Source organism: Alicyclobacillus sp. SO9 (assembly GCF_016406125.1).
Taxonomy (GTDB): Bacteria; Bacillota; Bacilli; order Alicyclobacillales; family Alicyclobacillaceae; genus SO9.
The window spans coordinates 1,089,810-1,110,591 of the sequence record NZ_CP066339.1; the positions used below are offsets into that span (position 1 = coordinate 1,089,810).

Consider the following 20,782-nt stretch of genomic DNA (forward strand, 5'->3'; position numbering starts at 1 on the left):
CTATGTATGAGTAGTCAAATATGCAGAGGATTTAGTCCGTGCACGTACACATTTGTACGTTGCGAGCAACAGCAGTCAGAACGATTCCCTATATAATTCGAAGGTTTGACGCTGGTTGCGGGGGCCGATGGCATTTAGTTGACTATCTCTTAGCAATTTTAATCTACATCCAGGCGGTTTCGGCTAATCCAAACTTACCACTTTGCAATTCTATTCTCCTTTGATTATTATATCAAAGCCAATACTCACTTTTTTATAGTGGTGTGTGGTGCACTTCATCCATAATTCAAATGATTACTGCAAGGGGGCGTCGTAAAATGAGTGTGTCAACGAGTGTACCTGTGAGAGAGCGAACCTTATCTGGCGGTATGATTTTGATTCTGGCGATTGCATGCGGGATGACTGTTGCGAATTTGTATTACAATCAACCCCTTTTGGCTGATATTGCGCGTTCGTTTCACTCAACTCCGCAAAGAGTTGGAATTGTGTCCATGTCGACTCAAATTGGGTATGCCATTGGAATGCTGGTGTTTGTTCCGCTTGCAGATATTCGGGAACGTCGAAGGCTTATATCTACTCTCCTGATTGCAGTAGCCATTCTTCTCATCGGGGTAGCAAATGCACAGACTGTTCTTTGGCTGGACATTGCCAGTTTCGCTGTGGGTTTTACTACTGTAGTCCCGCAAGTCATTATTCCTATGGTAGCTCACCTTGCCAATCCTGGTCAAAGAGGCAAGATTATAGGCACTGTGATGAGCGGGTTGCTAATAGGGATTCTATTGGCTAGAACAGTGGCTGGTTATATTGGGTCTTTGGTAGGCTGGCGCGGTATGTACTGGATTGCGGCAGTCATGATGTTGGTGCTTTTTGTTGTTCTGCGTTTTTGTCTTCCAAAAGATGTTCCCTCATCGAAACTCAGGTATGTTCAACTCATTAAGTCTATTGGAGTGCTAATCGTCGGACAACGAACGCTGCGGGAAGCCTCCTTCATTGGGGCTATGTTTTTTGGTGCTTTCAGTGTCTTTTGGACAACTCTTGCCTTTCTTCTTGAAGAGGCACCATTTCATTACGGTAGTCAGATTGCCGGCCTGTTTGGATTAGTGGGCGTTGTCGGCGCAATGGTCGCTCCCATCGCCGGAAGGCTTGCCGATAAGTTGCCTGCAAAGTGGATTGTTGGACTTGCAGGCAGCATAACCCTTGTTGCCTTTGTCTGCTTTGGCTTTCTGGGGCACACACTGTGGGGTCTGATACTTGGTGTGATTCTATTGGACATGGGTGTGCAGGGTGCGCAAATCTTAAACCAAACCAGGATTTACAGTTTGATTCCGGAAGCGAGAAGCAGGCTCAATACAGTCTACATGGTTTCTGCCTTTGTTGGCGGTGCCATCGGCTCATCCTTGGGCAGCACGGCATGGGCCCTTTGGGGATGGAGCGGCGTTTCTATTGCCGGTGGAAGTATGGTTGCGGCCGGAGGCATTGTGTGGGGGTTGCACAGAGCGCGTGACCAGAGCATGTGAGGGGCAGAACCGATGCGTCCCAAGTGTGTGTAGTGAGCGGTCGCACGTCACAATGGTCATTGCGCCATACTTTCAATTTCATTAAAATAGAAGAGTGGGAACATGCGTTCGAATTCCATTTGAACCGGAACTCGAGTTTAAGACTAAAGTAGAAACTATGGTAGGAGTCGTTGACGTGGCAGTGAAGAAGTATTTGCAGCCGTTTTTGAAGTGGGCTGGCGGCAAGAGACAGTTACTCAGTGACATTCGAGAACAGGCACCGAAAGACTATCACACATATTTTGAGCCGTTTGTGGGCGGAGGCGCTGTACTGTTCGACCTTCATCCCGCGCAGGCAGTCATCAACGATGTCAACGAAGAACTCGTCAATGCTTATACCGTCATACGAGACGATGTTGAAAGTCTGCTGGAAGACCTGGCGAAGCATGAAAACAACAAGGCGTATTTTTATGCTCTGCGGGAGTTGGACAGAAAATCTGACTATACCAGACTGTCCGCTGTAGAGCGAGCGTCACGGCTTATTTATTTAAATAAAACTTGTTACAACGGTCTGTTCCGGGTGAATAGTCAAGGACAGTTCAACGTTCCTTTCGGGGATTACAAGAAGCCGAATATTAAGAATGAGAAAACCCTTCTGGCCGTTCATGAATACCTTTTATCGAGCAACGTATCTGTCATGAATACCGATTTCGCGGATGCCGTAAAGGATGCGGTGGCGGGTGATTTTGTCTACTTCGATCCCCCCTACGATCCCGTTTCTGACACATCCTCATTTACCGGCTACAGCTTGGGCGGCTTTGGTAAAATGGAACAGATTCGCCTCAAAGAAACGGTCGATGAGTTGTCGCGGCGGGGCTGCAAAGTCATGTTAAGCAACTCGGCAACCCAGTTTATTAAAGACTTGTATAAGGATTATAGACAGGTGTTTGTTGACGCCAAACGGGCCATTAATTCCAATGCTGCAAAGCGGGGAAAAATAGATGAGATACTGGTGATGAATTATGGGCCGCAATGATGATGCGTGGGCCGTGCTGTTCGAACGACACAAAATTCTTCATGAAGTGGAACACAACGGTTTCTTTGAGATTTCCGCCAACGAGATTCGAACGGTGCGAGAGCCGCGTCTGATGGCAAAGTTTGATCATCACTCCAATTTGCCGGAGGTGTTTAGAAGAAATCACCTTTCCATCCTGCCAATTTCTCGCAACAGGTACATCATTGGAACCTTTAACGCATACCAGACGGTCAAATATGACACGAAACGGTCTCCGGTCCCCGTTTCCTTTCCCAGTGGTATTACAACGATTGAGCCTGCGAACCTGTATTCAGAAAGTGCGGCACTCCACTGCGCTTATGTCACAGGAATGATTGACAGACTGGTAGCAGAGAAGTCACTTCCTACTGTATCTGGACGAATGTCTTCAGACAGCTTTGCTTTTTCCATCGAGACAAAAGATGGGAATAGACACGGCATTTCTGTATCGAACTCTCAGGTTGAAGTGGACGCGGGCTACGAAACAGAAAACTACATGCTGCTGATTGAAGCAAAAAAGGAAAGCACGAGAGATTTTTTGATTCGACAGCTTTATTATCCCTACCGCTTGTGGAGCGCTAAGACGCATAAGGAAGTCAAGCCGGTGTTTTTTACCCACTCCAATGATGTTTTCAGTTTTTTTGTCTACGAGTTTACAGATTCTCTAAACTACAATTCTCTCCAATTGCTCACAGAACAACACTACATTGTTGAACATGAGGACATCTCCTTAGCAGACATTCACAATCTCATCAGTAAGCATTCTGTTATCCCCGAACCGGCCTTACCCTTCCCTCAGGCCGACAGTTTCACTCGCGTCGTTGACCTAATGAACCTCTTGTTTGAGCAAGACCTCAGTAAAGAGCAGATTACATCCAACTACAACTTTGACAGCCGACAGACGAATTATTATACAAGTGCAGGCATGTATCTAGGGTTCATTGAGCGCCTTAGAAATGATCAGGGTGAAGTAGCGTTTACACTAACTGAGCAGGGTGTCCGGGTTATGCGGTTACCGTACAAGGAGAAGTATCTTGCCCTTACCAGTACTATTCTGTCTCATCAGGTTTTCCGACGTATATTTCAGGAGACGGTTCAAATGGGACATCTGCCCGAGAGGCATCGAATCGTAGAAATAATGCGTCTGTGTAATTTGTACCGTGTTGGTCAGGAAAGCACCTATTTCCGCAGGGCACAAACCATCGAAAAGTGGATTGAATGGATTTTTCGACTGCCCATTTTATAATCGTCAAAACGACATGCAAAACCCCCGTCTAGGACGAGGGAATGCATGTAAACAGATATACTCGCTATTGCCTAGGGAGACCACTTACAGTTAGCTCCTTGACCCTCTGAGTAGCCAAAGGGCTAACGCCTTGCTACGTTTTAAACATACACCTGTTTTTAAAATCTGCCATGACCCTATGGGGCTATCTCTGTGAATCGTGTCGGATTAAAATAACAGTGCCACCCGAGACGGGTGAATCTAGGGAGAACGCAGCTCCTAAGTCATGTGCTCTTTGTGCCATAATCTCCAAACCGAAGTGTCTGGTTTCAGTTTTAGGATTGCCAATTCCAATTCCATCGTCCTCAATCAAGAAAGTCCAGTCGCCTGGAGCATCAGGAGTACTCTGCAACGCTACTTTAATGTGAGATGCATTGGCGTGTTTGACAACATTCGTAATGGCTTCCTGGAGTATGCTAAATAGTTGCACTTGGCTCGATTCACTCAGTCCGGGGAGAGTCTCCGGTGCGTCCAGTTCCCATTCTACAGAGGTATTGGTGAGGCGCTTATCAAGATAGGACCGAAATCGGTCGTATACTGATGCCGTTCCGACTGGATCGTTTTTTAAATTGAAAATAGATTGTCGCACATTATTGTCAATGTCTCGTAACGACAAGATGACTTCATCCAGACTGTCTTTGAGTTCTGCATCACCATAGTGTTCAGCTCGTTCTTTCGCAGCGCTCAAATGGACTCCTGAGTAAAACAGGGATTGAGCAATTTCATCGTGCAGTACAGATGCAAGCCGTTTTCTTTCTTCTGCGATAGCTTGCACGCGCTGTTGTTCATGGACCTCCCGTTCCGCTTGATGCAATCTCTGAATGATTGACTTGGAAATTGCCGCAATGACGATAGCGTCAATCAGGGCGGTAATCCAATTGCCCAGTTCCATAGGCAATATGTTTTCGAGAATCGTATGACGAATGGTTTCAAATGTGCCAATGATAAAAGCAGGCACTATAAAGAGCAGCCACCTGGTTCGCCCAAGAGTCATCGTCCTTCTCCTCTCACTCGTACCACTTATGTATTTTCTGTGAACTACTTCAGGTATATACTAAAAGTAAGAATGGTTGAGTTCTACAACATTATACCAAGAGAAACGACGCCAACATTCAGATTAAGACGTATGCGTATGTGCATTTTGTTATAGTTTTGAATTTATATCAGTGCACACCAATCCAGTACCATCGAGGTTCATCAGGGAGGCCAGACAATGAAGAAAAATGTGTGGAGTAATTCGTGGTTAATTCCCATCGCAGTCCTGGTTGTCGGAATTACTGCTTTATCCATAGCGAAGGCAAAAATGCAACCGGTTGCGAGACGAAGTCCCAGTCTTTCGCCCCCTTCACAAGCTGCAGGCGCTGCCAACAGTACAAAAGCGTCAGGCAACGCGAACGCAAACTCGAGCAAAAACGTGTTGACCACGGGTGATACGATGCACAATCGCCCTGCTCCGAATTTTACCCTCACCGATCAGTTTGGGAAAAAGATTTCATTGAAAGAATTCCGTGGGAAGACAGTTGTCCTGGCATTTGTGGACAGTACATGTACTACTATTTGTCCACTTACGACTCAGGACATGCTGGAAGCCAAGCAACTTCTTGGACCAACGGCGGCAAAACATGTGCAGTTGCTTGGAATCAACGCAAACCCTCAGGACACATCTGTCGCAGACGTAAAGAAATACTCTGTCGAGCACAGCATGGTAAATGACTGGCATTTTCTCACTGCACCAAAGAAACAGTTGGAAAAAGTGTGGAAGGACTATTATGTGTATTCAGGAGTCGTGAACGGAAAGATTGACCATACGCCAGCGCTCTACATTATTGGGCCGAAGGGGAACGAGAAGCTTTTGTACTTGACACCGAGTCAGTATTCTTCAATCAATGCAGAGTCGCATATTATTGCAAAGGATATTGCCAAATACCTTCCGCAGTCTGTGAAGAAACCCAATATCACACAGGTGAAATATCAGACACCAAATGAGGGTCCGAAGCAGAAGGTTACGCTGCCGGCCATGACGCCAACGGGACTGTCAAAAACGGTTGTTTTAAGCCCGAAAAAGCCGCATTTGGTGGTGTTCTTCGCATCGTTTGTACCGAACATTAAAGAAAAACTGACTGAATTGAACAAGTATGCAAGCCTGCCAGGAAGTCCGCAGGTTGTAGCGGTGGATGTAGCAACCCTGGAACCAAGTTTGAAGCCAGTCAAAAAACTTGTTTCGGAGATACCAAATTTGCATATCAAAGTAGCTGTTGATAAAACAGGAAGAGTGGCAGACAGCTACGGTTCACAGGATTTGACCTGGTTTTCTCTGACAAATGCTTCCGGTCAGATTGTTTGGCATCACGATGAGTGGTTGAAGATGAGCAAACTACAACAGGACGTGTCGAAAGTCCTGCACAAGACAAGTTAATGCGCAATCACTGTATGGAGTACTGTTGCGATTTGATTGGGATGGGACAGTTGGACGGTTACTCCAGGGCGATCGACTGCTAGATACCTATCGATACAGATGGTTTTCATGCCGAGCCTAACTGCAGGGGCAATTTCGTTGCGGTAGTGGTCGCCGATACTTACCATGTGCTCATACGGCACTTGGTAGTAATGGTGCAGTTGTTGAAAATTAGAGGTCGCATTGACTTGTTTTTTGGCATTAAAAATCTTTTGTTCGAATGCGAACGACAAACCAAGTTTATTGAGAATAGCCATGCTGTCGGGTTCAGGACTGTTTGTAATCAGCACCAAATGAACACCTTTGCGCAACAAGTGTTTGATTGCGTCAGCTAAACCGGGCATAGGGGTCATGACAAAATCACAAGATTGCATGTGCCGTCTCGTAGCTAAAAAAGCACTTTGAATCGCCCTTTGTGACAATCCAAAATGACGCGCTACAACGCCGTAAATACCCCAAGGGTCGTCAGCAAAATGAATCCCATGAGCCTCGTGGGGCCCATTCGACAGTGCCTCGCCTGTCCACGTAAAGTAGCTTCCGTCTTTTACGATGCTTTTGCTTTCTGCGTGGTAGCCGTCGCCAAAGTAGAGGAAGTGTTTACCAGACAAGACATTCCTGGCAGTTGCGAGAAACTCCGGTCGGGCATGAGCTGGCAGTAAATGTGCGAGTTCACGCTCAAACACAGCAAAGTGTGAGGTCTCTTCATAGACGGTTCCGTCTAAATCAAAAATAAAAACTTTACACCGCTTGAGGGAGTTAAGCGCATCTTTTGAAACGAATGGGTTGTTCAGGGAAGTCACCCCTTTTGGCATAATATACTAGAATTATTACTTATCGCATTCTTTAGAATTGAAAAACCTAGCCTAATGGTAATCAGCCCTAATGGTAATCAGCACACTCGAGGCCGACAAGTTAAGATTTTGTAAATAGTTTTGATCTTTTGTATATATCATCATTTTTAACATACTATGCATCTACATGAAGTTGCTGTGCGCGTCAGTGCTTTCGGTGTTAGTTTGCTGAAGCATCTGCTGAATTTTACAAAATCTTAAGATACTCACAACCGTTTATTTACATCCGAAGCATATCCTGAAGTTAGTTGCAAATACACCATGAGATCCTGCTTCAACTCTATTCTTTGTTTGAGGGAGTGGTCATTCTGGTACGGTGTCCCGCTTGCATGCAGGTGTTAGAGGCTCTGACGTCAGTACACTGCCAACGAACTCACGGCATTCCGAAACCGGAGTTGATTCGAAGGTATGGAAGGCCGGATGTCGTGCACTTTGGAGATTTTGCACAACCTGCGAAAGATAAGGCCGTGAATTTGCACGACTACACAGATAGTCAGCTATTCGACAGGCGCTTTCGGTCCTCGACACGCAAGTTCCGATCCGATCGCTATTCCAGATAAACAGAAGCTCGGTCAATACAGCGACAGAGAAAGCTATTTTGAGGTTTGGGAAAAGGAAGGTGTTACCGTGTCCACTCTTTCTCGTCCGGTTCTGTCTCCTGTGCCTGGCGATGTGTTGTACTGCGATGTTGACGGCACCCTTGTATCTGATGATAACCGCTTGTCCAGTATCACATCCGCAGAAATTCACAGGTTTGTTGAGGCGGGATTTGGATTTTCACTCGCAACAGGGCGATCCTACAAAAGCGTTGAAAGATTCCTTCAAGAGCTCCCCATCACTGCTCCACTTGTCTTGTGCAACGGCGCCTATATATACGATCCCGTTTCACACAGCCACGTTTCCACCCCCATCGAATCTCAGTTTGTCAATGCCATTGTACCTGTCTTGTTAGGAATACCGGGTGTTTGGGTCTATATGGATACCTCAGACAGGCATATGTGGGTTTCTCACAGAGAATCTCTAACTGAACCGTTTGTCACAGATGAAAACCTGCATCCACGTGTTTTCTCCAACATTTATGACTTGTCAAATCGCTCTCAGGTATTAAAAATTGGGGTAAAAATTACTTGCGATTCGGAATCAACGAAAAGACAGCTCCAGCGTGTAATCGGTATTATCACTGCTCACTTTGCACGGGAACTCCACGTGTGTTTTTCAAGTGACAATTACGTGGAACTGATGGCCGCGGGTGTGTCAAAGTGGTTTGGCATACAGGTTAGCCAGAGCATGAAGGTTCGTCGAGACAATCGTATTTTCACAATTGGCGACCACTTCAACGACATTGAAATGATATCCGAGGCAGACGTTGGGATTGCCATGGCCAATGCGGTTGAGGAAATCAAGCAGGCAGCGATGTACTCTATCGGACATGTTAAGAACCATGCCGTTGCAGCATTTTTGAAAGATTGTCAACAGTTGTCTGTGTCCGTCTAGATTTCAGTTGTTTACCTTCCATGTCAGCTGCACCTGCCGCTGAACCCCAAAAAGCATCGCGAGTGATAATTACATGTTGAGGTGAAATCGGGTCGTTAAAGAACGACCTGAACTTTTTTGTATAATGAAAAAACGTGCAAGACTACGATACGGTGCACGAGAGGAGTAGAGACGATGCGCTTTCTTATTTTGCTTCCCCTTCTGGCGGGAATCTTAAACGCATTTCAAGGAGGAATTAACGGTACGCTTGGCAAACGCATTGGGGTTTTCGAAGCTTCATTGATGAACTTTTTATATTATTGCAGGGCAGATGATGATGAGTGCTGTCATCGACAACTTTGAATTGTTTGGAGGACGGGTGATTCCTTTTGATTGGCAGAGGTTGCTGGGCCTAGTATTCATGGGGGCAGCCGTATTTCTATTTTATTACAAAAAATCATAGTCAACCACCGTCCTATTTACACGTTTAAAATTTCTATCAATCGTGCTACGTTTAGCTTATCTTGCAAACAGGCAACGAATGGGGAGTGATAGGATGTCTACAGGATATATCATGGGACTTCGTGAAATGGTTGGAGCGAGACCACTGATTATGCCTGCTGCGGCCGTGGTCATCGAGGATGCTGACGGCAGAATTCTGCTCCAGCATCGCAGTGACAATGACACATGGGGTCTGCCTGGAGGATCCATGGAGATGGGGGAAACGTTTGAAGAAACAGCACGTCGCGAGGTTCTTGAGGAGACTGGATTGGAGGTAAAGGACCTGCAACTGTTTTGTTTGCATTCGGGATCGGAAGCATTTTATGAATATCCGAACGGCCATCAGGTTTATGTAGCAGCCGTGATTTATACGACAACTTCATACGCGGGACACATTAAGCTTGACCTGTCGGAGAGTCTGGACGTCCAGTGGTTTCAGCTTCAGAAAATTCCTTCAGTTTTAAATCCGCTCGATGAACCCGTTATTGAGAAGTATATACAGAGCCGGAAAGAACTAAGAAGGATAGTGTTCACGAGAAACGCTGACAGAGTTGTTCCCGTGTGAAAGTGTATGCGGCAGCACGCTTGTGCTGCCGCATTCTGTTTCCTTGCGAGGCTTTCTGAATTAAGCTGTCCAATCTCACGCGCAGAGTCTGCCGAGAACTTGAATGGATGTCTTGGTGGACTTTTTGTGCAGAGTTCTACGCTCGAGCCCGCGTCCATTCCAGCACCTCACCAACGGTCTGAAGACCTCTCGACTGACAGAGCTTTGCTTCCTTCTGCCAGACTAACGCTGTCATCGTCACATCCGCGTCAGCGCGGTGTCTTGAACCAATGGGGACATCGAGCCAATGGCAAACTTCATCGAGTGTTGGAACAAAAGACTGACCAAGAAGGGCTTGTGCAACCAGGGCTGTGTCAATGATGATCGGTTGAATTCTCATTTTCCAAAAATCCCTCGTGTATCTGTGCAGGAAAGACAACTCGTGTCTGGCGTGATGAGCTATCCAAACCTTTTTGTCCGCCAATTGAAGCACCTCAAACAAAACCGATTTCAAATCCACACCATTCCGTAATAATTCAGGTGATAGGCCTGTTAATCTCCAAATTTTATCCGGCACAATTGATAGATCCTTGTGAGCGATTAGATAATACTGAAGCGTGTCGATAGTAGGGGAGGCATCAATTCTCGATGTTGCAGCGGCAACGGACAGCACGATGCCTTTTTTTACGGAAAAATCACTGGTCTCTATATCAAAGACAAAGTAGTCAGTATCATCTAATGACTGGTCCCATGCCCCTGCGCCAAACTCGGTGTCATTCAGAAGTGTACGGCGGTGTAAGTCAATGGGGTTTTTCATTTGGGACGGTGTCCAGGGCCATTGCACGGACTATCACCTCGGCTTTTTGAAGTTTCTGTGCACCATGCGAACGAGGTTTCTGGTTGTATGCAGATGTGTCATCAATTCTTCCCGATGGACATTGGCAGTACTGGAGAGCATAAACTCGCCAGAGTTTGCGGAGTTGGGAGGGGTCGTCAGTCCACCGTGCAGCCTCGCTTGCCAGCTCCAGCGCAGCGATTGCGCGACTCCTTGCCGTAAAGTCCTGTCCAGGACCTGCTTGGCTGCCAATGCGTCGAGTCTGTCAAGTGTCGACAAAGATGAGATGTTGTGCGTAATGGCTAGTAGTCTCAGAGAGTGGACAATGGGATTAATGAGACTTGTCTTCATACTGATAGATTTTGGTCTCTGACCAAACCGCTTGGAAGACAACCATCCCCCTGTGCGCCCTGCGGCTGCGGGCGGGATCTCAATCCCCAAATGTGCCATTTCCCAGCATAAGTAGCTCGAGTGCGATATCCGGTCAAACACATCCTGCCTCAATTGATTCCAAACGCCAATCTCCGCAGACTCATTGGGACTGGCAGATGGGTCACCGAATTTCTCCAGGTTTATTGGCAGACTGTCGACAAGCATGAACAAATAGCGGGTATTTTCCCAACTTGGGTACTGAAAGTATGCGTCAATCCGTTCTTTCCATGTCTCCGTGGTCCCAATCCAGCGGGGATTCGTAGCCATTACGTTGCCTGGACAGGGGCTTACGCCAAAGGTTGCCATTGCTTGGCTGAATCGATAGAGGTGCGGTTGCAAATTGTCGATGTCACTAGGCGTTTGTGTGGAGAGCAGGAGTGCGTAATCGAGATCGCTGGTGAGCGTATCCTCTCCTCGTGCCGATGCTCCCAACAGGACGAAGGTTGCCTTACTTCGAAGGTCGCAGGGCACAATAAGCCGCCAGTTTTGATGGAGGATGTCCAGCCTCAACCGCCTGTAATCTTCGAACCACTTCTCGATGGAGCCGCCTGCTCGCAGCCACTGGCGAGTTGTCTGCTGAAGCTCAGTCTGCCATGTTGAAACAGCTGCAAAAGTTGTTCTTGTACCAGGAGTAGCAAAACACTCTGTGGCGGGCCGCGGAAGAAAAACCGGCTTCATAGACTGCCTCTTTCTGTCTTTTGACTTCTCGTTCCAATACAGACATTCACACTCACTTTTGAAAAGGCCCCGGGCAAAAGCTGCCCAGGGTTTATTCTACTGGATTTGCAAATGAGTGAATACTGTTCGTGGATGTTCTTATTCAGCCATCTCTGCTCCGAAAATTTTTGCTTTGTCGTCTGCAGACAGTTGTTCTGGATACGCAGATTCTTTGTGCAGTGTGTAGTCCAGTCCCAACAGTTCTTCTTCTCTTGTAACTCGCAGTCCCATAATAAGGTCTACAACTTTTAGTAGCACGTACGAGCCGAGGCCTGAGAACACCCATGTGGCTGCGACACCTACAATCTGCAGCAGTACCTGTTGCGGATGACCCGAGAACAAGCCGTTGGCGCCGCTGGAGTTGACGGCTGTCGTTGCAAACAGTCCCGTTGCGATGGCGCCCCATGTGCCGCCGATGCCGTGGCCGCCAAATGCGTCCAGTGCGTCATCGTAGCCCAGTTTGGCTTTCATAAGCGTTGAAGCATAGTAGCAAATCATGCCGCCGACTGCTCCGAGAATGATGCTCGATCCCGGTGACACAAAGCCAGCCGCCGGCGTAATGGCCACCAGTCCTGCAACTGCACCAGCACTCGCTCCAACCAGTGTGACGTGACCTGTGCGCAGTTTTTCAACCAGCATCCACCCTAGTGCTGACGCAGCGGTTGCTGTGTTCGTTGTTAAGAAAGCGTTGGCAGAGACACCGTTTGCGGCGAGAGCACTGCCTGCGTTAAAGCCAAACCAACCGAACCACAACAGCGCAGTACCCAGAACAACGAAAGGTACGTTGTGGGCTTTGATACTGCTCGAACCGTGTTCTGCCCGTTTACCCAGGTAAATAGCAGCAACCAGGCCGGCAACGCCTGAACTGATATGAACGACGGTACCGCCGGCAAAGTCCAGCACCCCCAGTTTTCCCAGCCAGCCGCCTTGGCCCCAGACCCAGTGTGCTAACGGATCGTAAATGATGGTAGACCATAAGACAATGAACACAAGAAAGGAAGAGAATTTCACCCGTTCAGCCAGGCCGCCGACAATCAGAGCAGGTGTGATAATAGCGAACATCAGTTGGAAGATGCCAAAGACGCTGGCGGGAAGTGTGCTGGAATACGCCCCGACCGCGGCCCCCACACCGTGGAACATGAAGAATTTCAGGCCGCCAATCACGTGATGGACATCTGGACCGAATGCCAAGGTATAGCCAATGACGACCCATTGAATTGAAACCACCAGAATGACTGCGAACACCTGCAACATGGTAGTGATAACATTCTTGGTTCTGACGAGACCACCGTAGAAGAACGCAACACCTGGAGTCATCAGCAGTACCAGTGCTGACGATGCAAGTATCCAGGCAGTGTCACCAGCACTGATCTTCGAGGTGGTTGTGGCAGCAAAGCTGACAACTGGTACGGATAATACCGAGAACAATCCGAATAAAAAGAGAATTAAGCGACTTTTGAAGGGGTTTTTCAAGAATAACTCACTTCCTTTCATTTTCTTTGTACTTACTTTACAGGGTGTCACCCTGCTCCCACAACGACATTTGTTAGGTTTTATTACACAAGGATCGTTGTAACCGAATTCATTTCCCTTGACTACTAAGAACACAATTGAGAACACAATTAAGGATGCAAAAACAGGTGCCTCATCAGGCACCCGTCGCAAATGATTTACATGGATAAGATGAGGATCTACCTGTTACCTGCAACAAAAAAATAACGGAAGCTCAGACAAGCCAAAGTCAGGCAGGGATTTACCTATACCCCTGCCGTAACACTGCTGCTCCTGTTATGGGTCTCTGGATCTGCTGTACCTTCCGATGCAGCTTCAGTTGCCCCCCACCCGTTAAGGAACAGGTTTAATGCAACAGCAGTGACCGATCCCGTTACAATCCCATTTTGCAACAACATTTGCAGCATGTTGGGCAGGTGGGCGAACATCTGGGGCATGGTTGCCGAACCGAGTCCCACGCCAATGCTGCAAGCCACAACAAGCAAGTTGTTGTTGTCGTTGAAATTCACCTGAGACAAGATGTTGGCGCCATAGGCAACCACCATGCCGAACATGGCAATCATGGCACCGCCAAGCACAGCATCAGGTATAACAGTGGTTAATGCAGCAACTTTTGGCAACAATCCGAGGGCAACTAGAATTCCGCCTGCTGCGACAATGACATTTCGAGTTTTGACGCGAGTTAGAGAGACAAGTCCGACATTCTGTGAAAATGTGGTGTAGGGAAAGGTATTAAAAATGCCTCCTAGCACAATGGCAATTCCTTCGGCGCGCAGTCCTTTGACGATGTCTTTCTGACCGATGGGTTTTTCAACGATCTGACTCAGTGCAAAATAGACACCTGTGGATTCCACCATACTTACGATGCCAACAATAATCATTGTGATAATAGCAATGAGATTAAAATGAGGTTGGCCAAAATAAAATGGATGAACAATATTGAACCAAGAAGCTTTCAGGACGGGAGAGAATTTGACAATTCCGAGTAACGCACCTGCCAGAGTTCCAAGGATGAGACCCATGAGAATAGAGATGGCCCGCAAAAATCCACGTAGGTAGCGATTCATCACGAGAATGATTAGCAGTGTACCAAGAGCTAAAATCAGGTTATGGGGTGCGCCAAAGCTAGGTGAACCTTGCCCCCCTGCTGCGTTTCCCATCGCCACGGGAATGAGTGTCAATCCAATGATGGTCACAACCGACCCAGTTACGACCGTAGGAAACAGCTTCAACACCATGCCAAACAACGGTGCCAATAAGAACACTGCAATGCCTGCTATGATTATCGAACCGAATATGGTTCCGATGTTGGTCGTTTTTCCAATAGCAATGATTGGACTGACAGCAGTAAAGGTGGCTCCAAGCACGACAGGAAGTTTAATTCCAATGAATCGGTTGCCAATGACTTGTAAGAGCGTAGCGATACCGCAGGTGAACAAATCGGCGGCAATCAGATAGGTCATTTGCGAAGAACTGAACTTTAATGAGCTCCCGATAAGAATTGGGACTACTACAGCTCCCGCGTACATAGCCAGCACATGCTGTAAGCCGAGTGTAAATACTTGAGACTTGGACAACACCGTTCATCACTCCTTTGTTAAGAATTCCATTTTGGATTCTTCACTGTCTGTGAACACAACACGACCGTTTTCCATCGATTCAATGGAGGCCAATGAAAGGATAGGTATATTTCTAGCCTGGATTTTGGCGCGGCCGTCCTGGAATCTTTTTTCGATGACAACTCCGAGTGCCACTACATTTGCTTCGGCTGATTGTAAAATATCTAACAGGCCCATGACCGCATTTCCGTTGGCTAGAATGTCATCTATTACAAGCACTCTTTCTCCCGGGCGGATAAAGGACTTGGATACGGTGATATCCACTGTCTCGTTTCGCGTGTAGGACATGACAGGGGCCGAAAAGACATCATCACTTTGGGTTACTGCACGTTTTTTCTTGGCATACACGAACGGGACACCAAGAGCAAGAGCGGTCGCATAGGCAATATGGATACCGCTGGCTTCAACTGTTATTACTTTGTCTACTTGACTGTTCGCGAAGGCGTTGGCAAACTCTCGGCCAATCTCTTGAATGAGAGTTGGCTGAACTTGATGGTTAAGGAATGAATCTACTTTCAGCACCTGACTGGACAGAACTCGTCCTTCTTTCAGGATATAGTCGTGCAAGTATTGCATAGCGGCCTCCTGAGTTTTAGATTGACCTTTTCATTCAGTAGCTTGTAGTAATGTGCGAGAACAGAGGGAGTGTACGTCATACTCATGCAACGCGCGACCGTACACACGACCGTAACGCACGACAACGAAAAAACCCAGAAGGAGAAGCTTCACTCGTGTCGCGCAGTGAAACCTCTCCATCTGGGTTTTTATCCCTCTGGTGTATCCAGGTTGATGAGACAACGTGGATTTGTACCGCTTGGACCAGACCTTTGCAGTCAGCAAAGCGGAACCCTAGGCACACTTTCACTCGTAGTCAAACGATTTACGGTCGTTTGGTAGAAACTCGTGAGCCATATTCCCACTATTATACGAGCTAATGAACAAACATAGCCGTGATTGTGAATGCAGACAGAATAGCATACTTCCCGAGAAAGTCAACGTAGGTCGGCAGGATGATGTTTTGCCGCTCGTCATTGCTGCGTGTCATGGAGAAATCCCAAGGAGCATAGAAGCCAGAACACGGCAGAAGGGGAAAGAACAGGCGGCCCCTGATTGAGGAGGCCGCCTGTTTGTTGGTGCAGTGAGCTGCGGTTTTAAAATCACTTTTGTATCGCTGTAGTCAATTGAATCAAGGCGCGAATGACAAGCAATACAGCCGCAACGTAATACCAAATTCGAATAAGAATTCCTGTTCCATCGATGGCTGTCAGCCAGGACAATATCAAAAGAGGAAGAATGGAGAAAACAAGCGGTTCTGTAACAGCTTTCGCAGCACTGCGGATATCTGACTTTTGGCGGAGATTCTGTGCGAGGTAAACGAGCATCTCCACACCTGTCGCGATTAAAACAATCCACATCATGACCAACATACCTGCGTGAGCAGCAATTACGTTGAGCACTGCGTTCACCTCCTGAAATTTGGTTCAGGGTGGCCACCCGATGTGTTACTTTATTCAAGTAAATAAACTAATGTTTGGGACAGCAGATGATTTCCTTCAAAAAACGACGAACGCATGGTGTATTCCGCGCTATACTGTTCTTACTGCTTGTGAATATTACAATAACGACATATGTGTGGACTGTAAATAACGCCAAATTCAAGAGGCTTACTGAGAATCGAATTCATGATTAGTAAAGATGGATTAACATATAAGAGATAAACACAAACCAGCTACGGCTTATTTTAAGGAAGGATTCGTGTAGATGGATCAGTAAGTATCAAGCAAGGAATTTTGTGGCCTGTGTCGCATTTGAGCAAATTACTGCAATACCAATCCAACTTAAATATTCTAATAAATGGTTTAATTGGTTTGATGAGTACATAACGAGGCGAAGGCTCTAAGTTATCATTGTGAAAATGAAGGTGAACACGTGCAAAGTAAGCCAAACTACGCTAATTGTCCTCATTGTAAAGAGAATACGGCTCTGGAGTGTGTTGTGTATGGTGCAGTAAATGTAAAAGCAAGTCATACGGGAGCATTTGGGAACAGACTGCCGTTGAAATTATCTGTCTGCACGAAGTGCGGTGAAGTGGTCCACATGTGGGTAGATAGCCCTGAGAAACTCCTAGATGATTGAGTGAATGTAGACTTACCTACACTGGAAGTTTCAATGCTCGATAATACTTTTCAGTAACACCGTAACTGTGTTGGTCCTGCGTAACGACTTGTCTTGAAGGGAGGTATATTTTGTTTTTTGAATCGGAACACCTCTACGTACACGGTGTAACCAAAACTGAAATATCAGCAGTTGTGCAGATGTATAACTCAACAGGGGCTTTTTGGTGAAATACATGCGCACTGACAGTGTTCTGTCAATAATGTGATGCTATGGCCCCAACCGGAACGGAGCATGAGAGAGGTACGGCGTGTTTTGAAACCTAGTGGACGTCTAGTTATCACCCTCACTCCGATGTGGGCGAAATCTTTTCAAGATATCGAAGACATGTCTCAGGAGATTGTCGATTTGGTAAGCCAAGCTGGATTTTCAAATGTCTCCGTGGACTTGAGAAAAGACCTAAAGCCTGAGGGAGCGCTTACAGTGATGGCTCACAACAAATAGCTTAGCTGGAAGGTCCGCGGAGCCACTGGGCAGCAGAGCAATTCTTGATTTGCGCTGTCGTAGTACAATGGTTAGAAATGACAGGGGGGACGGCTGTGTTCTCAGTACGCGTCAGTGAGCGGACAAGCATTGATTTGCTTCAACAACATAACAAAGAAGAACTATTCGCAGTAATTGACAGTAACCGTGAGTACCTTCGTAAGTGGCTTCTTTGGGTTGATAAAAGGAAATCAGCAGAGGACTTCGAGCCTATCATCCGTCTTTGGATTAGAAACTATGCCGAAAACAACGGATTTGATGCAGGTATTCGGTATGACGGAGAACTGGTCGGAATGATTGGTCTTCATTATATTGACTGGAAAAACAGAATAACGAGCATTGGGTACTTTGTGTCGGAAAAACATCAAGGGAAGGGAATTGTCACGAGTTGTGTGAGATCCCTTATACACCATGTCTTCGATGAGTTACAACTGAACAAGATACTGATTCAATGTGCGACGGAAAACAGCAGAAGCCGAGCGATACCCGTTAGTTTGGGATTCCGAGAAGAGGGAATTGCTCGGGATGGACAGTGGCTTTATGACCATTACGTGAACTTGGTGACGTATAGTTTGTTACGAAGGGAATGGCGAGCTCAGTAAAAACCTTTATGAGGCTTACTCAATTGTGTTTCTAATTCATTTTGGTGGGTAATTGACTCCATCATCAAAAAGGTATACCTTGTATGTGACCACGTGGTCACGAAGGGTGGTGAACAAGTGCCTTCAGAGCAATTTTACAGACTCTCAGCAGCAACTCGGGGAACCATTACGAATGCTTGCCTGAGCGAGTTCGCTTATTACGGTTATGATTTAGCATCGACAAACCGGATGGTTAAAGCTGCGGGGATTTCCAAAGGTGCACTGTTTAAGTATTTCACTGATAAGGAAGGACTGTTTCGTTATATCTATCAACAGGTGGCTTCAGACATGCAGGCAGCGCTGGCCATTAAACCGGAATTAAACGAAGATATTTTTGGCTTCTTATCGCGTCTTACTCTTGAAAAAATAAAGTACTACAAGGGACATCCGGAAGTATATCGCTTTGTGACTCATATGTCCAAGCAACAGACACATCCTGTGTACGCGACAGTCTATCGGTCTGCACTGGCCAGTGCACAACAGATGTTAGAGGAGATTTTAGCTCATATTTCAGCAGATAGACTCAGAGCAGGTGTAACGATTGAACAAGTGGTGTCGACACTCATATGGGTGTCTGACGGGCTGCTGCAGAAATACCTGAATAGCATTCCTGAGACGGCTGACAGCAAAGAGTTTGACAGGTTCTTTGACACATTGCTTCTTGAAATGGAATCATACTTTGCAATTCTGCGGCATGGAGTCTACAAAGAATCGGAGATGAAGTCATGATTCGTGTGAGCAGGCTTACAAAAACATTTTCAAACGGCAAGGGAATTTTTAACCTGGACTTTGAAGTAAATCAAGGTGAAGTGTTTGGGTTTTTGGGCCCAAACGGTGCAGGAAAGTCTACAACCATTCGCCATCTAATGGGATTTTTGAAGGCCGACGAGGGAACGGCAACAATTTCTGAAAGGGATTGTTGGGCAGAGGCTGCTGAAAATCAAACCATGATTGGTTATCTTCCAGGAGAAATGGAATTTCTCGAAGGCATGACAGGGTCCGCATTTCTTCGATTACTGGGAGATATGAGAGGGATGAAACAGACCGGACGAAGGGATGCACTCATGGAGCGGTTTCAATTGGATACGAAGCCTGTCATTCGGAAGATGTCAAAGGGCACAAAGCAGAAACTGGGCATTGTAGCAGCATTTATGCATAATCCTGAGATACTCATTCTGGATGAACCCACCTCCGGATTAGATCCCTTAATGCAACAAGAGTTCTTGAGTCTTGTCTTGGAGGAGAGGAGTAAGGGGAAAACGATTTTGATGTCTTCACACGTATTTCAGGAGGTGGAACGCGTCGCGGACAGAGTGGGGTTTATCAAGGATGGGCGCATGGTCTCTGTCAACTCGATTGAAAAGTGGAGAGAACAGCAGCCAATTAGATATACTATTTGGCTGGCCGAAGACGAGGATGTGTCTCGAATTGTTAACTCAGGCGTAACCGTGTTGCGTCAAGATGGACTGTCGCTGCAGGTGGAAGTGCGCGGGAACCTAAAAGAACTTTTTGCCACGCTGTCCGAATGTAACATACTGCGCTTTGAGAGCCATGCGTTAGGGTTGGAAGATACTTTTATGCACCTCTATGACCAGGAGGTCACGGCCAAATGAACATTTCATTGTATAAGGCAACGTTGCGGATGAATCTCTCGTCCACGTTAAGCTATGGTATTGGTACGATTTTGTATTTGTGGATCTTAATCTGGGCCTATCCATATGTTTCATCTCCTGCGATGAACAAGATTCTTGACTCCATGCCGCAAAGTGTTTTAAAGGCGTTCGGTGCAGAGGGGGGTGTTCAAAATCTTGGCGTCTTTCTCGCGGAGAAGTTCTACGGTCTCATCCTTTTATTGATTCTCGCCATCTTTACGATTTCTGTGGCAACAAAACTCGTATCAGGTTTGGCAGACAGGGGCTCGTTGGCCTATCTTTTGGCTACTCCCGTATCCAGAACCAGATTGGCTATTACGCAAATAGGTGTAACGCTCACGACTTTGTGGAGTGTCTGTTTACTTGCTGTCGTTGGGGGAATCGCTGGTGCTGCTTGGTTTGCACCCCACAATCCCCTTGATAGCGCGCGATTCATACAAATGAATTTAATGGTAGCACTGTTGTTCTCTGTTATAGCGGCATACTCATTTGTCTTTTCCTGCATCTTTGACAACGAAAGACGTGCTCGAGCTGCCAGCACTGTCATAACACTCATTTTTTATGTTCTGGACCTGTTGGCGAAGTTGACCGATAAAGTAGCGTGGCTGAAGCACTTCTCAGTGTTTGCGCTGTATTCGCCGGCCAACATTTTACGTGGAAAGGGTGCCGTTACTTGGAGTGCAATTGGACTGGCAGCAGCAACGGTTCTGGTGTTCATACTGGCAGTGGCGATATTCCGACGCAGGCAGTACTCGTTTTAGCAACTCAGTTGTCTCACGGGTTGCACGTCAGAATATCAGCAAGCTGTCTGGAGTCTGTTCCAGTTGTGATTCATTCGCCAATAATGGCCTGTACACGGCCTACTTGGCCGTCTTGCAGGCGCACTTTGATGCCATGAGGATGAGTCGGGGACTTCGTCAAGATATCTTTGACGACGCCCCGAGTTAATCTTCCGGTCCGCTGGTCTTGTTTCAAAACAATGTCTACTGTAAGGCCGGAATGGATGTCTTTCCGGTTTTGACCGTTCTTTGCACCCATGCAATCAACTCCTATCTGG

General features: G+C 46.8%; 22 protein-coding genes and 1 riboswitch. Of the genes, 13 read left to right on the top strand and 9 right to left on the bottom strand.

Annotated features, from left to right (window positions below; translation table 11 throughout):
- The first annotated feature begins 317 nt into the window (after nucleotides 1-317).
- The 3 genes from GI364_RS04865 to GI364_RS04875 all read left to right on the top strand — a co-directional run bounded on the left by GI364_RS04865 (nucleotide 318) and on the right by GI364_RS04875 (nucleotide 3,796).
- Complete coding sequence (locus tag GI364_RS04865; protein ID WP_198852571.1) at nucleotides 318-1,517, top strand: MFS transporter; 1,200 nt, start codon at nucleotides 318-320, stop codon at nucleotides 1,515-1,517.
- Between the two features lie 175 nt (nucleotides 1,518-1,692).
- Entirely contained in the window at nucleotides 1,693-2,532 is an 840-nt protein-coding gene (locus GI364_RS04870; RefSeq protein ID WP_233096016.1) for a DNA adenine methylase, read from the top strand.
- On the top strand, nucleotides 2,519-3,796 hold the full coding sequence (locus tag GI364_RS04875; protein ID WP_198852572.1) for a type II restriction enzyme: 1,278 nt from the start codon (nucleotides 2,519-2,521) through the stop codon (nucleotides 3,794-3,796). Before GI364_RS04870 ends, GI364_RS04875 begins: the two co-directional genes overlap by 14 nt.
- 184 nt (nucleotides 3,797-3,980) lie before the next feature.
- Here the strand turns inward: GI364_RS04875 and GI364_RS04880 are convergent, their stop codons facing one another.
- On the bottom strand, nucleotides 3,981-4,829 hold the full coding sequence (locus GI364_RS04880; protein ID WP_198852573.1) for a sensor histidine kinase: 849 nt from the start codon (nucleotides 4,827-4,829) through the stop codon (nucleotides 3,981-3,983).
- Nucleotides 4,830-5,048: 219 nt separating this feature from the next.
- Between GI364_RS04880 and GI364_RS04885 the strand changes: the two genes are divergently transcribed.
- Complete coding sequence (locus GI364_RS04885) at nucleotides 5,049-6,251, top strand: SCO family protein (protein WP_198852574.1); 1,203 nt, start codon at nucleotides 5,049-5,051, stop codon at nucleotides 6,249-6,251.
- Here the strand turns inward: GI364_RS04885 and GI364_RS04890 are convergent.
- The gene (locus GI364_RS04890) at nucleotides 6,248-7,090 is read right to left on the bottom strand and encodes an HAD family hydrolase (RefSeq protein ID WP_198852575.1); all 843 of its coding nucleotides are present in this window, start codon (nucleotides 7,088-7,090) and stop codon (nucleotides 6,248-6,250) included. The genes GI364_RS04885 and GI364_RS04890 overlap by 4 nt on opposite strands.
- Nucleotides 7,091-7,768: 678 nt before the next feature.
- Between GI364_RS04890 and GI364_RS04895 the strand changes: the two genes are divergently transcribed.
- From GI364_RS04895 to GI364_RS04910, 4 genes are all read left to right on the top strand, one after another.
- Entirely contained in the window at nucleotides 7,769-8,635 is an 867-nt protein-coding gene (locus GI364_RS04895; RefSeq protein ID WP_198852576.1) for a Cof-type HAD-IIB family hydrolase, read from the top strand.
- A gap of 174 nt (nucleotides 8,636-8,809) precedes the next feature.
- Nucleotides 8,810-8,977, top strand: a complete 168-nt coding sequence (locus GI364_RS04900; protein ID WP_198852577.1) for a DMT family transporter — start codon at nucleotides 8,810-8,812, stop codon at nucleotides 8,975-8,977.
- Entirely contained in the window at nucleotides 8,952-9,077 is a 126-nt protein-coding gene (locus GI364_RS25325; RefSeq protein WP_370541849.1) for a DMT family transporter, read from the top strand. Before GI364_RS04900 ends, GI364_RS25325 begins: the two co-directional genes overlap by 26 nt.
- 93 nt (nucleotides 9,078-9,170) lie before the next feature.
- Nucleotides 9,171-9,680 (top strand): NUDIX hydrolase, encoded by a 510-nt coding sequence (locus GI364_RS04910; protein ID WP_198852579.1) that lies wholly within the window; start codon nucleotides 9,171-9,173, stop codon nucleotides 9,678-9,680.
- A 136-nt stretch (nucleotides 9,681-9,816) separates the two neighbouring features.
- Here the strand turns inward: GI364_RS04910 and GI364_RS04915 are convergent, their stop codons facing one another.
- The 6 genes from GI364_RS04915 to GI364_RS04940 form a co-directional block, all read right to left on the bottom strand.
- Nucleotides 9,817-10,503: a 3'-5' exonuclease gene (locus GI364_RS04915; protein ID WP_198852580.1), complete on the bottom strand. Its 687-nt coding sequence runs from the start codon at nucleotides 10,501-10,503 to the stop codon at nucleotides 9,817-9,819.
- 6 nt (nucleotides 10,504-10,509) lie between these two features.
- Nucleotides 10,510-11,604, bottom strand: a complete 1,095-nt coding sequence (locus tag GI364_RS04920; RefSeq protein WP_198852581.1) for a DUF294 nucleotidyltransferase-like domain-containing protein — start codon at nucleotides 11,602-11,604, stop codon at nucleotides 10,510-10,512.
- Between the two features lie 138 nt (nucleotides 11,605-11,742).
- Nucleotides 11,743-13,014, bottom strand: coding sequence for an ammonium transporter (locus tag GI364_RS04925; protein WP_198853854.1), 1,272 nt, complete (start codon nucleotides 13,012-13,014; stop codon nucleotides 11,743-11,745).
- A 386-nt stretch (nucleotides 13,015-13,400) separates the two neighbouring features.
- Nucleotides 13,401-14,735, bottom strand: a complete 1,335-nt coding sequence (locus GI364_RS04930) for a nucleobase:cation symporter-2 family protein (protein WP_198852582.1) — start codon at nucleotides 14,733-14,735, stop codon at nucleotides 13,401-13,403.
- 6 nt (nucleotides 14,736-14,741) lie between these two features.
- Nucleotides 14,742-15,350 (bottom strand): xanthine phosphoribosyltransferase, encoded by a 609-nt coding sequence (locus tag GI364_RS04935; protein ID WP_198852583.1) that lies wholly within the window; start codon nucleotides 15,348-15,350, stop codon nucleotides 14,742-14,744.
- Between the two features lie 272 nt (nucleotides 15,351-15,622).
- Nucleotides 15,623-15,724, bottom strand: a riboswitch (purine riboswitch).
- Between the two features lie 207 nt (nucleotides 15,725-15,931).
- Nucleotides 15,932-16,231 (bottom strand): hypothetical protein, encoded by a 300-nt coding sequence (locus tag GI364_RS04940; protein WP_198852584.1) that lies wholly within the window; start codon nucleotides 16,229-16,231, stop codon nucleotides 15,932-15,934.
- A 973-nt stretch (nucleotides 16,232-17,204) separates the two neighbouring features.
- Between GI364_RS04940 and GI364_RS04945 the strand changes: the two genes are divergently transcribed.
- The 5 genes from GI364_RS04945 to GI364_RS04965 all read left to right on the top strand — a co-directional run bounded on the left by GI364_RS04945 (nucleotide 17,205) and on the right by GI364_RS04965 (nucleotide 20,486).
- Complete coding sequence (locus GI364_RS04945) at nucleotides 17,205-17,393, top strand: hypothetical protein (protein ID WP_198852585.1); 189 nt, start codon at nucleotides 17,205-17,207, stop codon at nucleotides 17,391-17,393.
- A 95-nt stretch (nucleotides 17,394-17,488) separates the two neighbouring features.
- Nucleotides 17,489-18,034 carry a GNAT family N-acetyltransferase gene (locus GI364_RS04950; RefSeq protein WP_198852586.1) on the top strand — a complete coding sequence of 182 codons (546 nt, stop codon included), beginning with the start codon at nucleotides 17,489-17,491 and terminating at the stop codon, nucleotides 18,032-18,034.
- Nucleotides 18,035-18,151: 117 nt separating this feature from the next.
- The gene (locus tag GI364_RS04955) at nucleotides 18,152-18,802 is read left to right on the top strand and encodes a TetR/AcrR family transcriptional regulator (RefSeq protein ID WP_198852587.1); all 651 of its coding nucleotides are present in this window, start codon (nucleotides 18,152-18,154) and stop codon (nucleotides 18,800-18,802) included.
- Complete coding sequence (locus GI364_RS04960; protein ID WP_198852588.1) at nucleotides 18,799-19,686, top strand: ABC transporter ATP-binding protein; 888 nt, start codon at nucleotides 18,799-18,801, stop codon at nucleotides 19,684-19,686. The genes GI364_RS04955 and GI364_RS04960 overlap by 4 nt, the downstream gene beginning before the upstream one ends.
- Complete coding sequence (locus GI364_RS04965) at nucleotides 19,683-20,486, top strand: ABC transporter permease subunit (protein ID WP_198852589.1); 804 nt, start codon at nucleotides 19,683-19,685, stop codon at nucleotides 20,484-20,486. The genes GI364_RS04960 and GI364_RS04965 overlap by 4 nt, the downstream gene beginning before the upstream one ends.
- Before the next feature lie 70 nt (nucleotides 20,487-20,556).
- Here the strand turns inward: GI364_RS04965 and GI364_RS04970 are convergent, their stop codons facing one another.
- Nucleotides 20,557-20,763: a YwbE family protein gene (locus GI364_RS04970; protein WP_198852590.1), complete on the bottom strand. Its 207-nt coding sequence runs from the start codon at nucleotides 20,761-20,763 to the stop codon at nucleotides 20,557-20,559.
- Nucleotides 20,764-20,782: the final 19 nt, after the last annotated feature.